This window comes from Acinetobacter sp. Marseille-Q1623, from assembly GCF_902809895.1.
GTDB lineage: Bacteria > Pseudomonadota > Gammaproteobacteria > Pseudomonadales > Moraxellaceae > Acinetobacter > Acinetobacter piscicola_A.
Genome location: NZ_CADDWG010000001.1, coordinates 893,188 through 908,722, shown reverse-complemented (window position 1 = coordinate 908,722; position 15,535 = coordinate 893,188). Strand labels below are relative to the sequence as shown.

Here is a 15,535-nt window from a genome sequence, read left to right as displayed (position 1 = left end):
CATCCTTTGGCTGTCATTTACAATCCTGTTTTGTCCTTAAATCTGTTTTACGCAACATTTTCCAAAATGAGCGCAACACCTTGTCCTACACCCACACACATGGTGCACAGTGCGTATTTGCCTTGACGGCGTTTTAACTCATGCATCGCCGTGATCACCAGCCGTGTACCACTCATACCAAGAGGATGCCCAAGTGCAATTGCACCACCGTTAGGGTTAACGCGTGGATCTTCATCATCTAAACCTAGCTCACGCATCACCGCCAAAGACTGTGCAGCAAAAGCTTCATTCAGCTCAATCACATCCATTTCCGCTAAACTTAATCCTGCTAATTTCAGTACTTTGTGCACCGCAGGCACAGGGCCAATGCCCATATATTTCGCTTCTACCCCAGCACTTGCGATTGCGATTACTTTGGCAAGTGGTTGTAAAGCATGATCTTGGGCAAATTGTTTACTTGTTAAAAGCACACATGCTGCACCATCATTCACACCTGATGCATTGCCTGCTGTCACAGAACCACCTTCTTTACGAAATGGTGCTTTTAACTTGGCCAATGCTTCAAGCGTGGTATCCGCACGGGGATGTTCATCTTCAGTCACCTGAAGGGTATTTTTCTTACGATCTGTGATGTTTACAGGCAGAATCTCCGCTTTAAAAATACCATTTTGCTGAGCTTTTGCGGTTTTTTGTTGGCTGTTCAATGCAAATAAATCTTGATCCTCACGACTGATTTGATATTTTTCAGCCACATTTTCAGCTGTTTCAGGCATGCTATCGACACCAAAGTTGGCTTTGAATTTAGGATTGATAAAACGCCAGCCAATGGTTGTATCGTAAATACTTGGGGTGCGGCTAAAAGCAGCTTCAGGTTTGGGCTGTACAAAGGGTGCACGGCTCATTGACTCGACACCACCCGCCAAAACAAATTGTGCCTCACCTGATTTGATCGCACGGGCTGCTAAACCGACCGCATCCAAACCCGAAGCACATAAACGATTGACTGTAATTGCAGGGACAGTATCAGGCAAACCAGCCAATAATGCTGCCATACGTGCCACATTACGATTATCTTCACCTGCCTGATTGGCACAACCCAAGATCACTTCATCTAACTGTTCCCAAGGCAAGTCAGGATGTTGCTGTTTTAAATATTCGATGGGCAAGGCTGCTAGATCATCGGCACGGATACTGCTTAAAGCACCGGCATAACGGCCAATTGGCGTGCGAATTGCATCACAAATAAAAACCTGTTCCATTATTGTTCTCCCTTAGCCTGCCTGTTTCAGTGTTTGTGCTTGTGTTGCCATATGCTGTGTATTTTTCACAGATTCAAGCGCGACTTTTTGACGTAAATACAAGCTTGGACGATAACGTTCTTCGCCATAAAGACGGTATAGATTTTCAAGCGTGGTTAAAATCTGGGTCGTTCCGATTTGTGCTGCCCACTGAAATGGACCTTGCGGATAATTCACACCGTATTTCATTGCTGCATCAATGTCTTGCTCTGTAGCAATACCATGTAATACCGCTTCACAGCCTTCATTGACCAACATGGCAATACTACGCATGACAAATAATGCAGGATGATCTTTCACCCAAATACTGCTCACACCCAATGCTGCAAATAATTGACTAACCTTGTCACAATCGGAACGTGTACATAATGACGAAGCACTTAAAACCACTGCTTTGGCAGTCGCCCAATCTGCATGCCAATCCATCAACACCACTTTTTCATGGCTATGATCAATGTCTACAGATTGACCTTGCGTCAACATCACCGCTATGTCATCAATCAAAATTTTGTCTATTTCTGATTGGATCTGCACAGAATTGACATTTGAAGTATTTTTGAGTCGCTGAATCAGTCCTGTATCGTGTAACCATTGTCCTGAAAGTTGCACTTTAAAGCTTGTGCTGAGTTCAGGTTGTAATGCAGACAAAATATATTCAGGACTTCGTTGCGCTTGGCGATAGTCATAAAAACCTTGTCCGCTTTTACGACCATAACAGCCTGCATCAACCAATTCCTTCTGGATCAACGATGGACGATAGCGTGGCTCATAGAAAAATTCCTGATAGACACTTTGTGTCACAGAAAAATTGACATCCTGTCCAATTAAATCGGTAAGTTCACATGGACCCATGGCAAAGTGACCACATTCACGCAGGATAAAATCTAGCTGTTCAGGCGTGGTGACATTTTCCTGTAATGCCCGAAACGCTTCAGCATAGTATGGACGTGCAACACGGTTCACAATAAAACCTGGCGTGGATTTTGCAGTCACAGGGACTTTTTTCCATGCGTGCATCAACTCAAATAATGCCTGTGCAACCTGTTCCGAGGTTTTTAAACCCCGAATGATTTCCACTAATTTCATCACAGGTGCAGGGTTAAAAAAGTGTAGCCCAACCACGCGCTCAGGATGTGGAATCACGGAGGCAATTGCTGTGATTGAAATTGAAGAGGTATTTGAAGCAAAAATAGTGTGTTCCGAACAAATTTCAGCAAGTTGTTGAAATAAACTTTGTTTGACTTCTTTCTTTTCTACCACTGCTTCAACAATTAAGTCTGCATTTGATAACTGCTGTAAATCTGCAACAATGTGAATATTGGCAAGTGTTGCATCCACAAGCGCTTGAGTCATTTTACCCAGCTGCACCCGTTTTTCGAGTTGTGTTTTTAGTTGGGCACATGCAGCATTGGATTTTTCAACATCCAAATCAAAAACATAGGTGTCGTGACCATGCATGGCTGCAAGTTGGGCAATCCCCATGCCCATTGTCCCTGCACCAATCACAGCGACTCTTGCTTGCTGTAAATTGAGTCTTTGCATGATCAGCATCCTCTAAATTCAGGAGTACGTTTTTGCATAAATGCTTGTACACCTTCTTTATAGTCACTTGAACGCCCTGCCAAACGTTGTAAATCACGTTCTAAAAGCAGTTGCTCATCTAAATTATTGCCTGCTGCGGCATTGATGGCTTTTTTGATCAATGACAAACCATAGGTCGGTTGAGTTGCCAGATGTTCCGCCATTTTTACGGCTTCAGCTTTTAATTGATCATCTGCAACACATTGCCAAATCATGCCCAATTGCACCGCTTTTTCAGCAGGGATTTTATCGCCCAACATGGCAAGCCCCATGGCTTGAGCACGACCCACCAAGCGAGGTAAGAACCATGTACCACCAGAGTCAGGCACCAAGCCTAAGCGACAAAATGCCTGAATAAAAGAAGCAGATTGTGCGGCAATCACTACATCACATGCCAAGGCAATATTGGCACCTGCGCCTGCTGCAACACCATTCACCGCACAAATGACAGGTTTTGGCATTTCAGTAATCAGCTTAATCAAGGGGTTATAATATTTTTCAATCGATAAACCCAAGTCAGGTGCATCGGCATTTGGATCGACCACACGATCACCTAAATCCTGCCCTGCACAAAAACCACGACCTTCTGCCGAAATCACCACGGCACGAATGTTTGGATCTTTTGCCCATGCTTTTAAAGTCTGTGAAACTTCCTGATGCATGCTTTCATTAAAGCTATTCAGTTGTTTTGGGCGGTTAAAGGTTAAATAACCGACTGCATTTTTTTCTTCTGCAAGAATTGTTTGGTAATCCATTACACACCTCTAAATTTTGGTTGTCTTTTTTCTAAAAATGCATTGATGCCTTCTTGACGATCTTGAGTCGCTGCAAGCCAGACAAAATGCTGACGTTCTTGCTTCAAGCCTTGGCTTAAAGTTACTTCATGAATGGATTTCAAAGATTGTTTAATCACTCGGATGGCAAGCGGTGCCTGCTTGGCAATTTTTTCTGCAAGTTCAATCGCATATTGCACAGTCAACGGGGTGGGACAAATTTGACTGCTAATGCCGTGTTGCAAAGCGGTTTGCGCTGAAATGCGTTCACCAGTCATTGCCCAACGCATGGTCAGTTGCTGTCCAACCAAACGGGCTAAACGCTGTGTTCCCCCTGCACCTGGCAACATGCCCAAACCAATTTCAGGTAAGGCAAATTGTGCATTTTCACCTGTAAGCACGATGTCACCATGCAAAGCCAACTCAAAACCTGCGCCAAAAGCAAAACCATTGACCGCCACAATGATCGGTTTGGAAAACTCATCAATTTGTTTCCATAACAATGGACGTTGATCTTGTTGAATCGACACCACATCCAAAGCTGCAAGTTCATTTAAATCCGCACCCGCAGCAAAACACTGTTCATTGCCTGTAATCACCACGGTTTTAATACTGATATCTGCATCGATGTGTTTCAGTAAAGTCACCAATTCTTGTAATGTGGCATTATTTAACGCATTACGCTTTTCAGGGCGATTCAGTTCAATCAGCATCACGCCTGATTTGACCTGTTGGCTTTTTAAGAATTCCATCTCAGCGCTCCAAGCTTGCTTGTATTTCTGTTGGTATTTAAAAATTACTCGTCAAAACTTAAACGTACATTGGGTGTTGTTGGACGTGCCTGACAACTTAAAACATAACCTTTTTCAACTTCTTCAGGCTCTAAGCTGTAGTTAATTACCATCTCAACCTGACCTTGTAAAACCTTACATTTACAAGTGGCGCAAACACCGCCTTTACATGCATAGGGTAAATCTGCACCTGCACGTAATGCTGCATCCAAAATACTGTCATCTTCTTTCGACACTTCAATGATCAACTCACGACCATCTAGCACAATATTGACCTTTTCTTCGTTACGGCTTTCGATCTGCTCTGCCGAAGCTTTCTTGCTTGAACCCGTATTAAAACGTTCAGTGTGAATTTTATGACGTCCGATCCCAAGTTCAGGCAATACAGTTTCAATTGCATCCATCATCTCGTCAGGACCACAAGCAAAACAGTGATCAAAGTCCGCATTGATCAGATCGGCTTTAAATAACAACTGCAATTTTTCAGCATCAATACGTCCATTAAACAAAGCACTATCATTCATTTCACGTGAGAAAATATTCACCAATTGAAAACGTGACTGAAAACGGTCTTTCAAATCCATAATTTGCTCTGCAAACATGGTTTGTTTCCATGAACGGTTGCCATAAATTAGCGTGAAATTGGCATCTGGTTGTTGTAACAACACCGTTTTCACAATGGATAAAATTGGGGTAATACCACTGCCTGCCGCAAAACCAAGATAATTTTTTCCACCGACTTTGGCTGCTTTTTGGAAAAATACGCCTTGTGGTGGCATCACTTCAAGCTGATCACCTGCTTTTAAATGCTCATTTGCCCAGGTTGAAAATTGCCCTTGATCTATTTTTTTAATGGCAATACTCATGTCTTCATTGCGGTCACTGCAAATTGAGTAACAACGGCGAATTTCACCTGCCTCAGTTAAATGACGAATGGTTAAATGCTGCCCTGGCTGATATTGAAAATCAGCTTGTAGCTCAGGACTGACATCAAATGCAATACAAATGGCCTGCTCAGTTTGAGGCGTAATTGATTTTATGGTTAATGGTATAAATTGACTCATTTGAAAATCCCTCTTTCTGTTTGACTCTAAAAATGCGTCATTAAATACATTTAAAATAGTCAAATGGTTCTAAGCAGTCTTTGCATTGATATAAGGCTTTACATGCAGTCGAACTAAATTCACTTAATAATTTGGTCTGTACACTGTGGCAATGCGGACATTCGATGCCATCAGTCAATGCGACATGTGTACCACAGCTATGCGCTTCACCTTTGGGTGGTGCGATACCGTATTTTTTCAATTTTTCTTTGCCGTTTTGGCTCATCCAATCGGTTGTCCATGCCTCAGATAAATCCACCACGACATTGACAGGCGTTAAATCATGTTGAGTAAATGCCTGTTCAATCTCAGCTTTTAACACATCTGTTGCAGGGCATCCGCTATAGGTCGGTGTCAGGCGAACCACAAGTTCATTGTTCTGATTCAATTCCACACCACGAATCATGCCCAGATCCACCACAGACAATACCGGGATTTCAGGATCGGAAATTTGTGCCAATATATCCCAACATTGATCAGTACATTGTCGAATTAAATTCATGGAACTCGCTCCTTGTTCTGACTCAAATTACCAATTCATATTTGGATAACTGCGTTGCATATATTGCATTTCAGCCAAAACATAGCCCAAATGTTCGGTATGTAAACCTTGTTTTGCACCACAGCGATACGCACCCAGTTCAGGAATCATCAAGCCATAATGTGCAGCCTCAGCATTCACCACATTTTGCCACTCGGCTTTTAACAAGGTGATATTGGGAATCACACCCGCTTTCACCAATTGTTGTTCATCTGCACTTAAATCAAAAAGTTCTTCAGTAAAACGCCATAATTCATTTAAACCATTTTGAGTTCTGTCATGCGCTTCAGCTGTACCCAAACTTAAACGCGCCATCCAAGCTGTTGAAAAACGCAAGTGATATTTCACTTCACGTAAAGACTTAACGGCAAAAGCACGTAATTCTGCATGGTTGCTATTGGTCAAAGCGCCGAAGAGTAAATGGTGATAATGATCCATCAACCATTGGCGTACGATGGTTTGTGCAAAGTCACCGTTCGGCTGTTCACACAACAATAAATTGCGATATTCACGTTCAGTACGAAAAAATGCCAATTGGTCTTCATCACGTCCAAGTCCTTCCACTTCACCAGCAAGGCTCAGTAAAGTACGAGCCTGACCCAATAAATCCAGACCAATATTGGCAAGTGCAATATCAAGTTCTAATTCAGGTGCATGACCACACCACTCAGACAAACGGTGCGATAAAATCAGTTGGCTGTCTGCCAAATGCAAAAGATACTGAGAAAATACGGAATGATTCATCTGCTTACTCCTTACATATGCTCAATGCCATCAGGGATATGGTAAAAGGTCGGATGACGATAGACCTTATCCAAAGCAGGATCGAAAAATTCTTCTTTTTCCTCAGGTTGTGAACAGGTAATCAGTTCAGATTTCACCACCCAAATGCTGATCCCTTCATTACGACGGGTATATACATCACGGGCATTTTGCAAAGCAATTTCCGCATCAGGGGCACGTAAGCTGCCCACATGACGATGACTTAAACCTTGTTTACTTCGTACAAAGACTTCAAATAATGACCAGTTGTTTTTATTGTTCATGAGAGAATCCTTCCTGAAATTTAAAACGATAATGAACTAATCTAATATGCTGTGAATTAAGCGACTTTTGCAGCTTCTTCTACATGCTGTTTTTGTGCATATACAGCAGCTGAATCACGCACCCATTTACCGCCTTCCCACGCTTTACGACGTGCCTCAATACGCTCGTGGTTACATGGACCTTTGCCTGCAAGAATGTCATTGAATTCAGACCAATTGATTGCCCCTGACTCGTAATGTCCTGTTTCTTCATTAAAACGTAAGTCAGGATCAGGCACAGTCAAACCCAACATATGTACTTGTGGCACCGTGTTATCTACAAATTTTTGACGTAAGGCATCGTTGCTAAATAATTTAATTTTCCATTGCATGCTTTGTGCACTGTTTGGTGAATTGTCATCACTTGGACCAAACATCATTTGCGCAGGCCACCAAAAACGATTAACTGCGTCTTGCGCCATCTGTTTTTGTTCAGGTGTGCCATTTGCAAGTTGCATCATCGCTTCAAAACCTTGACGTTGATGGAAACTTTCTTCTTTACAAACACGTACCATGGCACGGGCATAAGGACCATAAGAAGTACGACATAACGCCACCTGATTGACAATTGCTGCACCATCGACCAACCAGCCTATTGCAGCAACATCAGCCCAAGTTAAAGTTGGATAGTTAAAAATAGACGAATATTTCATACGACCTGCGATGAGTTTATCCATCATGTCGTCACGATCTGCACCCAAGGTTTCTGCCGCACTATATAAGTACAGTGCATGTCCTGCCTCATCTTGCACTTTAGCCAACAATACCGCTTTACGTTTTAAACTTGGTGCACGGGTAATCCAATTCCCTTCAGGCAACATACCAATCACTTCTGAATGTGCATGTTGTCCAATTTGGCGAATTAAAGTTTTACGGTAAGCATCAGGCATCCAATCTTTAGGTTCAATTGAAATATCCTTTTCCATGGCTTGATCAAAATCTTGCTGATAATTTTTCATTGTGTCCTCACTTATCCCAAGTGCTTATGCATCTTAAGTTAAAACGATACGTATAAAAAATCAATACTATTTTATTTGTATCATATTTAATTTTTAATTAAAATAACTTAAGATATTGTATTTTAATATTATTTATTTTTAATTATTTGTTGTTACAGCATTTTATTGGAAAAATATTTGACAATTTAAAAATAAAAGAACAAATTATGAATCATCAAAATTAAAAAATTATGCAACACGTATCATAAAAGGAGTTAGCCATGCTTGAGCTAGATGCAGGATCAAATCCAACCGAGCACACGACAGATGACACTGTTTCTACACCAACATCTCAGCTGAAAAAATTAAGTTCTTTGGTCTGTGGTCAAAGCTTTATTGCACAGCAAGATTTTCGTATCGTTCATCATGCCATTACAGGTGATGCAATTTATCAAGTCAGTAGCCAAGGCATTGACAACAAAGCCATTGTCGAATTTGCAAAAAGCAAAGGTTCTGCAATTGCTCAGATGACGTTTCATGAACGTGCCCATGCCTTAAAGCAAGTTGCACAGTATCTACTTGAACGCAAAGAAAATTATTATGAGCTTGCCAAAGCAACAGGCTGTACCCGCAAAGACGCTTGGATTGATATAGAAGGCGGCATTGGCACCCTATTTGCCTACTCAAGTTTAGTCCGTCGTGAACTGAGCGATGAAACCGCATGGGTTGAAGATGCATGGATTCCATTGTCTAAGCATGGCAGCTTTGGTGCAAAGCATATTCTGACCCCCAAAGCAGGTGTTGCAGTACATATTGATGCCTTTAATTTCCCAATTTGGGGCATGCTGGAAAAAATTGCACCGACCCTTTTGGCAGGTGTTCCATGTATTGTTAAACCTGCCACCGAAGGTGCAGAAATGACCCATGCAGTGGTTGCTGACATTTTGGCAAGTGGCTTCTTACCTGAGGGTGCTTTACAACTCATTTGTGGTCAGACTTATGATTTGTTTGAACATTTAAATGCACAAGATACCGTCACTTTTACAGGCTCAGCCGCTACAGGGCAAAAATTACGTGCGCATCCACATTTAAATCAATATTCAATTCCATTCAGCATGGAAGCAGATTCAGTCAATAGTGCAATTTTGACGCAACATGCCAATGATGAAACCATTGACCTGTTTGTACGTGAAGTTTTCCGTGAAATGACCACCAAAGCTGGTCAAAAATGTACCGCAATTCGCCGTGCCTTTGTGCCTGAACATTTATTGGATACCGTACAAAGTCGCCTGATTGCCAAACTACAAAAAGTCGTGGTCGGAAACCCTGAACTTGAAAATGTGACGATGGGTGCATTAGCAAGTCTTAAACAAAAACATGATGTGGCTGAAAAGGTTGAACAATTAAGCCAAGACGCTGACATTGTTTTTGGTAGCCATTTACGCCAAGACTTTAATATTGTTGCGGAACACCCTGAAAAAGGTGCGTTTTATCCACCAACGGTTTTGGTCTGTAAATCACCCAATACCGCTCAAGCCATTCACCAAGTTGAAGCATTTGGCCCTGTGGTCACCTTAATGCCTTATAGTGACCTGACAGAATTGGCGCAATTGGTGGCTAAAGGTGAAGGCAGCCTGGTAGCTTCAGTTGTACGTAATACAGATGAAAATGTTGAACACATCATTGCGAAAATCGCACCTTGGCACGGTCGTGTGCATGTACTTGATGCTGAAAATGCCAAAGAAAGTACAGGTCATGGCTCACCACTTCCACTCCTTGTACACGGCGGTCCGGGTCGTGCAGGTGGCGGCGAAGAATTGGGCGGTTTACGTGCAGTGAAACATTATATGCAACGTACTGCAATTCAAGGCTCACCCAATGCAATGACTCAAATTGGACACAGTTGGACCATTGGCTCAGACGTATTTGAAGATCGTGTACATCCATTTAAAAAATCATTTGATGAGTTGCGTGTGGGTGAACGCCTGTTGACGGCTCGCCGTACGGTGACTGAAGCAGATATTGTTAATTTTGCCTGCTTAAGTGGTGATCATTTCTACGCCCATATGGATAAAATTGCAGCAGCAGACTCACTCTTTGGTGATCGGGTTGCACATGGCTACTTTATCGTTTCGGCAGCAGCAGGTTTATTTGTCGATGCAGCTCCGGGACCTGTCATTGCCAATTATGGTATGGACAATTTACGCTTTGTTGAACCTGTAAAAATTGGTGACACCATTCAAGTCGAACTGACCTGTAAGCAAAAAACCCCTAAACCCTTGCGTGATCCTGAACAAAAACCGCATGGTGTGGTGGTCTGGGATATTAAAGTCAAAAACCAACGCAATGAATTGGTCGCAACTTACGATATTTTAACACTCGTTAATCGTGACTAAAGTTATGTGATTTCATGTTTTTAATCCCCCTCTTGCCGAACATGTTCCTCAGCTTTTAAAAAGGAGGCGTGTTCCGCTGTGCAAGTGGGGAGATTTTAAAATATTGAATTCAGAGTCATATGGATAAAAATATACCCTTCCAAATATGGATTTTGGAGCATCACACAAGGATTTTAAAATGAATAAAGTTTACCCAAATAGTCAGGCAGCACTGTTTGATATTGTTCAGGACAATATGCTGATTGCTGTCGGTGGTTTTGGTTTATGTGGCATTCCTGAGTTGCTTATTCAAACCTTACGTGACTCCAATGCCCAACAACTGACTTGTATCAGTAATAATGCTGGCATTGATGGTATCGGCTTAAGTTTATTACTTGAATCACGTCAGGTTAAAAAAATGATTTCATCCTATATTGGTGGCAATAAAGAATTTGAACGCCAATACTTAGCGGGCGAGCTTGAAGTTGAACTCACTCCACAAGGGACGCTGGCTGAAAAACTTCGTGCTGCAGGTGCAGGAATCCCCGCTTTTTATACCAAAACAGGCGTAGGAACGGCGGTGCAAGACGGCAAAGAAGTGCGTAATTTTAAAGGACAAAACTACCTACTTGAAGAGGCTTTAAATGCTGACCTCGCCTTAGTTAAAGCCTATAAAGCCGACAAAGCAGGCAATTTGGTCTTCCGCAAAACAGCCCGCAATATTAACCCCGACTGTGCCATGGCCGCCAAACTCACCATTGTAGAAGTGGAAGAACTTGTTGAAATTGGTGAATTAGATCCGGATGACATTCACCTGCCCGGTATTTATGTGGATCGTATTGTCATCAATCCGAATCCATCCAAACATATTGAAATTCGAACCGTTAAAAGTGCGGCATAAGGGAGACGCTCATGGCTTGGACACAAGAACAGATGGCACAACGTGCTGCACAAGAGTTAAACGATGGTGATTATGTCAATTTAGGCATCGGTTTACCCACATTGGTGGCAAATTATATTGACCCTGAATTACATATTTGGCTGCAATCAGAAAATGGTTTATTGGGCATTGGTGAATTTCCACTAGAACATGAAGTGGATGCCGATTTGATCAATGCAGGTAAACAAACCGTCACCACCAAATCAGGTGCATCATTTTTTTCAAGTTCAGACTCATTTGCCATGATCCGTGGCGGTCATGTCGATGTCGCGATTTTGGGCGCAATGCAGGTTTCCAAAAATGGTGATATTGCCAATTGGATGATTCCGGGGCAAAAAGTCAAAGGTATGGGTGGTGCCATGGACTTGGTCGCAGGTGCTAAGAAAATTGTAGTGATGATGCAGCATTGCAATAAACATGGCGAAGCCAAAATATTGGAGCAATGCACACTACCCTTAACAGGACAAGGTGTGGTCAGTCGCATCATCAGTAATTATGGTGTATTCGATATTATTGAAAATACTGTACATATTGTTGAACTTGCCCCTGACATCAGCCTTGAAGCGGTCATTCAAGCCACAGGAACCACTTTAATACATGCAGAAATTGCTGAAGATGCTGCATAATGACGTGATTATTTATATTACTGAATAGTCATAGACAAAGGAATCAGGATCTAACGCCTTATGCTTAACAACATCACCATGATTTGACTTTCAGCATACATTTCATGTGATGTATATAAAATACACTCTCATTTTTCTCCCAGATAAAGTTCTTTTATCTGGGGATTTTTTGTGGTTAAAATAAAAATATATGATACACATTTAAATATTTATATTTATTTTTAAATCATAATTTTTTAATAAATGAAAATTTTCATTTATTAAAAATCAATAAGTATCTATATATATTGTTTTATTTATTAAAAAATATCTATAAAACAAAGTTCTTAAATTTAAATAAAAGATACTATTTAAAATAAATATTATTTATATTGTATCTTTTTTAAAAATATTCAGCATAATTAAATCACTTGATTCATGACGAATCATGGCGATAAGGACTTGGGTTCAATCAAAAAACTAAAAAATAGATTGAAACCACTCGCACAGTACAAAAAAAGGAAATGCTATGGAACATTCTCACGTAGAACTGCACAACCCGACGCTTGCACAGCCCCATGCGTCACGTACCCGAAAAATTGCGATGGCGACCATTGTTGGCACTACCATCGAATGGTATGACTATTTTATTTATGCCGCAGTCGCAGGCTTAGTCTTTAATCAACTGTTCTTTAAACCCGCAGGTCCCATATTTGCCACACTTTTAGTGTTTGCATCGGTGGGAATTAGTTTTATTTTTCGTCCTTTTGGCGCATTTATCGCAGGTTATTTTGGCGATAAATTTGGGCGTAAAACGGTACTTGCCATTACTTTGATTATGATGGGCGGTACCACTACCTTGATAGGCTTATTACCCACTTATGATCACATCGGTATCGCTGCCCCGATCATGTTAATTTTACTGCGGATCTTACAAGGCATTTCCGCAGGTGGTGAATGGGGAGGTGCGGTATTAATGGCGGTTGAACATGCACCAACTGAAAAACGAGGACTATTTAGTGCATTTCCACAGCTTGGTGTGCCATTGGGTTTATTGCTTGCATCATTGGTGCTTGTAGTAATGACAGGCTATGTCTCACCGGGTGAAGAGTTTATGGCTTGGGGCTGGCGCATCCCCTTTTTACTCAGCATTTTTCTGTTTGCTTTGGGGTATTGGATTCGTCGTTCAGTTGAAGAAAGCCCTATTTTTGAGGAATTAAAGCAAAAAGGCACTACCCAAAAACCGATCCGTGAATTATTTGCTCAATACAAAAAAGTCATTTTCAGCTCAGCTTTACTGATTGCAGGCACAACCGCACTAGGCTATATGACGGCGGGTGGTTTTATTCAAAGCTTCACCACCAATCCCAAAGGTTTAAACTTAGACCGCCCAACCATTTTAGGTTTGGTGAGTATTTCAGCCGTGATCTGGACATTTTTCACGTGGTTATCTGCGGTACTTTCGGACAAATTTGGACGAAAACCAATTTATATCATCGGTTCAGTCATTCAAGTCATTACTGCTCTTACCTTATTTCCTCTGATCAGCACAGGCAGTTACGGTTTGATCATGCTGGGCTTGACATTGTTATCCATGGGAATTGGGATGACTTATGGTGTACAAGCGGTTTTCTACTCAGAGCTATTCCCTGCTTCCATCCGTTTCTCAGGGATTTCGATTACTTATGCCATTGGTTCAATCATCGGTGGCGCATTTGCACCACTCATTGCAGCCGCATTGATTGGTAAAGTAAATGGAATTTATTTGGTCAGTGCCTATTTAACAGTGATGTCGGTGATCGCCTTCCTTGCCATTTGTATTTTCAAAGACCGCTCGGGAATAGCTTTAGAGCCTGATGCTGAAGATATTCAAAAACAATCTCCTTTTATTTGGAAATAAACTTAAGTCAAGGATGTCTTATGTTAACAAAACGCTCATTCTCAACACTTTTTTCAGCACTCATCCTCATCAACACTTGTGCCTTGATGCAGCAATTGCATGCCGAAGATGAATGGAAAATCACCTTGAAAAATGCCTATATTGACCGCAATTTTGATCAGGGAAATATCAAAGACACAGGCAGTTGGTCACAAGGTATCTCATTATTTTACAATTCAAAATTTCATGATACACCGTTACAAATTTTAGATCAGCCTATTCAAATCGGGGTTGATGGTTCAGTGCAATATGCTGTACGCCTCAGCAGTGACAAACATGTTGATGATACCGTATTGCCTTTTGATCCTATCAAAAAAGAACAAGCAGATGATTATTTGAAATATGGCGGAACGCTAAAGCTTAAATATGATCAGGCAGAACTACGAGTGGGTGAGCTATGGCTCAATCTTCCCATGACTACAGTCGACACAAGTCGCCAACTTTTAACTTCTTATTTGGGTGCAAATTTAAAATTTCCCGTAATGGATAAATTGAAAGTTGAGCTTGGGCGTGTTACGAAAAACTCACCACGCAACCAAGAAGATTTTTATAAATTTTCTTATACGCAGAATGGTGTAAAACACTATTCAGATGGTTTGGATTATATCAACTTAGTTTATGATGCAAATAAAGATTTGAATGTGAATTACTACTATGGGCATTTGGATAAGTTGTATGATAAACATTATTTAGGTATCGAATATCAGTATCCGATTGCGAAAAATATCGCACTACATTCTAAATTGCGCTATTTTAATTCACAGGACAATAACAGTGCTTTGAATATTGACAGTCAGAATATTGGGCTATTAGAAACAGTTAAGTTAAATAATCATAGTGTTAGCGTGGGTTATCAACAAATTATTGGTGATGCCTATCCGTTACCTGATGGTTTTTTGCCCGAACTGTATTTTATTAACTGGAATGTTACAGGTTTTTTCAAGAAAAATGAAAAATCTTGGCATTTCATTTATAGTTATGACTTTAAAGACTATATTCCAGGGTTAATAAGTACTGCGAAATACGCCTCAGGACGCGATATCAAAATGGCCAATGGGCAGAAAAATGAAGAATCTGAATTTAACTTATTTACAAGTTACAACTTTCAAACCCCCAAGTTAAAAGGTCTTTCTATACAGCATCTATTTGCTAAATATGATCAAGATCATGGCAATGACTTTATGGAAAATCGTTTCTTTATTAACTATCAATATAAGTTTTAAGTTCACATATATGAGTAACTGAGTCAATAGAGAATGTGATTCGGTTACTCATAACATCCAAACTCAAATAAATTCACTCAATTTTTTCCATAATTATTTTCCACATTTTTATGACCGTACACTTAGCTATTTTTCATGATAATGTCTAATCCATTCAAAACAGGAATAAAATTCTCTATACTTAAAATATTTAATTAAAACAAAGATAAGGAAAATAGTGCAGCAAGAAATTAAAGATAACTTGGTTTTTAATGGTGAAGATGATCCAAATGAAAAAATCATTTTCAACTTTTATACATAGGTCAGAATTGTAGAAGCAACCATTGCGAAATATGCGCAAAAA

The 15,535-nt window shown here is 40.7% G+C and carries 14 protein-coding genes; 5 read left to right on the top strand and 9 right to left on the bottom strand.

Annotated elements, in window-relative coordinates:
- Window positions 1-47 precede the first annotated feature (47 nt).
- The 9 genes from pcaF to paaA are packed head-to-tail and all read right to left on the bottom strand — an operon-like array spanning window position 48 to window position 8,131.
- Window positions 48-1,259, bottom strand: coding sequence for a 3-oxoadipyl-CoA thiolase (gene pcaF, locus HUV91_RS04215; protein ID WP_174492635.1), 1,212 nt, complete (start codon window positions 1,257-1,259; stop codon window positions 48-50).
- 12 nt (window positions 1,260-1,271) lie between these two features.
- Entirely contained in the window at window positions 1,272-2,840 is a 1,569-nt protein-coding gene (locus HUV91_RS04210; RefSeq protein WP_174492634.1) for a 3-hydroxyacyl-CoA dehydrogenase, read from the bottom strand.
- Window positions 2,841-2,842: 2 nt separating this feature from the next.
- Window positions 2,843-3,634: a 2-(1,2-epoxy-1,2-dihydrophenyl)acetyl-CoA isomerase PaaG gene (gene paaG, locus HUV91_RS04205; protein ID WP_130073570.1), complete on the bottom strand. Its 792-nt coding sequence runs from the start codon at window positions 3,632-3,634 to the stop codon at window positions 2,843-2,845.
- On the bottom strand, window positions 3,634-4,404 hold the full coding sequence (locus HUV91_RS04200) for an enoyl-CoA hydratase-related protein (protein WP_130073569.1): 771 nt from the start codon (window positions 4,402-4,404) through the stop codon (window positions 3,634-3,636). Before HUV91_RS04200 ends, paaG begins: the two co-directional genes overlap by 1 nt.
- A gap of 44 nt (window positions 4,405-4,448) precedes the next feature.
- Entirely contained in the window at window positions 4,449-5,507 is a 1,059-nt protein-coding gene (paaE, locus tag HUV91_RS04195) for a 1,2-phenylacetyl-CoA epoxidase subunit PaaE (protein ID WP_174492633.1), read from the bottom strand.
- A 40-nt stretch (window positions 5,508-5,547) separates the two neighbouring features.
- On the bottom strand, window positions 5,548-6,048 hold the full coding sequence (gene paaD, locus HUV91_RS04190) for a 1,2-phenylacetyl-CoA epoxidase subunit PaaD (RefSeq protein WP_130073567.1): 501 nt from the start codon (window positions 6,046-6,048) through the stop codon (window positions 5,548-5,550).
- A gap of 27 nt (window positions 6,049-6,075) precedes the next feature.
- Window positions 6,076-6,831, bottom strand: a complete 756-nt coding sequence (gene paaC, locus HUV91_RS04185) for a 1,2-phenylacetyl-CoA epoxidase subunit PaaC (protein ID WP_174492632.1) — start codon at window positions 6,829-6,831, stop codon at window positions 6,076-6,078.
- Between the two features lie 11 nt (window positions 6,832-6,842).
- Window positions 6,843-7,133, bottom strand: coding sequence for a 1,2-phenylacetyl-CoA epoxidase subunit PaaB (gene paaB / locus HUV91_RS04180; RefSeq protein WP_068975398.1), 291 nt, complete (start codon window positions 7,131-7,133; stop codon window positions 6,843-6,845).
- A gap of 56 nt (window positions 7,134-7,189) precedes the next feature.
- Window positions 7,190-8,131: a 1,2-phenylacetyl-CoA epoxidase subunit PaaA gene (gene paaA, locus HUV91_RS04175; protein ID WP_174492631.1), complete on the bottom strand. Its 942-nt coding sequence runs from the start codon at window positions 8,129-8,131 to the stop codon at window positions 7,190-7,192.
- A 260-nt stretch (window positions 8,132-8,391) separates the two neighbouring features.
- Here paaA and paaZ point away from each other — a divergent pair, with 260 nt between their 5' ends.
- From paaZ to HUV91_RS04150, 5 genes are all read left to right on the top strand, one after another.
- Window positions 8,392-10,506, top strand: a complete 2,115-nt coding sequence (gene paaZ / locus HUV91_RS04170) for a phenylacetic acid degradation bifunctional protein PaaZ (protein ID WP_174492630.1) — start codon at window positions 8,392-8,394, stop codon at window positions 10,504-10,506.
- Window positions 10,507-10,684: 178 nt separating this feature from the next.
- On the top strand, window positions 10,685-11,386 hold the full coding sequence (locus tag HUV91_RS04165) for a CoA transferase subunit A (protein ID WP_174492629.1): 702 nt from the start codon (window positions 10,685-10,687) through the stop codon (window positions 11,384-11,386).
- 11 nt (window positions 11,387-11,397) lie between these two features.
- Entirely contained in the window at window positions 11,398-12,051 is a 654-nt protein-coding gene (locus tag HUV91_RS04160) for a 3-oxoacid CoA-transferase subunit B (protein WP_130073562.1), read from the top strand.
- Window positions 12,052-12,559: 508 nt separating this feature from the next.
- Window positions 12,560-13,930 carry an MFS transporter gene (locus HUV91_RS04155; protein ID WP_174492628.1) on the top strand — a complete coding sequence of 457 codons (1,371 nt, stop codon included), beginning with the start codon at window positions 12,560-12,562 and terminating at the stop codon, window positions 13,928-13,930.
- A gap of 20 nt (window positions 13,931-13,950) precedes the next feature.
- Window positions 13,951-15,192, top strand: coding sequence for an OprD family outer membrane porin (locus HUV91_RS04150; protein WP_174492627.1), 1,242 nt, complete (start codon window positions 13,951-13,953; stop codon window positions 15,190-15,192).
- Window positions 15,193-15,535 lie beyond the last annotated feature (343 nt).

Bases quoted from the DNA above. Each gene is read 5' to 3' on its own strand.
- pcaF (WP_174492635.1), bottom strand. From the start codon at position 1,259: ATGGAACAGGTTTTTATTTGTGATGCAATTCGCACGCCAATTGGCCGT.
- HUV91_RS04210 (WP_174492634.1), bottom strand. From the start codon at position 2,840: ATGCAAAGACTCAATTTACAGCAAGCAAGAGTCGCTGTGATTGGTGCA.
- paaG (WP_130073570.1), bottom strand. From the start codon at position 3,634: ATGGATTACCAAACAATTCTTGCAGAAGAAAAAAATGCAGTCGGTTAT.
- HUV91_RS04200 (WP_130073569.1), bottom strand. From the start codon at position 4,404: ATGGAATTCTTAAAAAGCCAACAGGTCAAATCAGGCGTGATGCTGATT.
- paaE (WP_174492633.1), bottom strand. From the start codon at position 5,507: ATGAGTCAATTTATACCATTAACCATAAAATCAATTACGCCTCAAACT.
- paaD (WP_130073567.1), bottom strand. From the start codon at position 6,048: ATGAATTTAATTCGACAATGTACTGATCAATGTTGGGATATATTGGCA.
- paaC (WP_174492632.1), bottom strand. From the start codon at position 6,831: ATGAATCATTCCGTATTTTCTCAGTATCTTTTGCATTTGGCAGACAGC.
- paaB (WP_068975398.1), bottom strand. From the start codon at position 7,133: ATGAACAATAAAAACAACTGGTCATTATTTGAAGTCTTTGTACGAAGT.
- paaA (WP_174492631.1), bottom strand. From the start codon at position 8,131: ATGAAAAATTATCAGCAAGATTTTGATCAAGCCATGGAAAAGGATATT.
- paaZ (WP_174492630.1), top strand. From the start codon at position 8,392: ATGCTTGAGCTAGATGCAGGATCAAATCCAACCGAGCACACGACAGAT.
- HUV91_RS04165 (WP_174492629.1), top strand. From the start codon at position 10,685: ATGAATAAAGTTTACCCAAATAGTCAGGCAGCACTGTTTGATATTGTT.
- HUV91_RS04160 (WP_130073562.1), top strand. From the start codon at position 11,398: ATGGCTTGGACACAAGAACAGATGGCACAACGTGCTGCACAAGAGTTA.
- HUV91_RS04155 (WP_174492628.1), top strand. From the start codon at position 12,560: ATGGAACATTCTCACGTAGAACTGCACAACCCGACGCTTGCACAGCCC.
- HUV91_RS04150 (WP_174492627.1), top strand. From the start codon at position 13,951: ATGTTAACAAAACGCTCATTCTCAACACTTTTTTCAGCACTCATCCTC.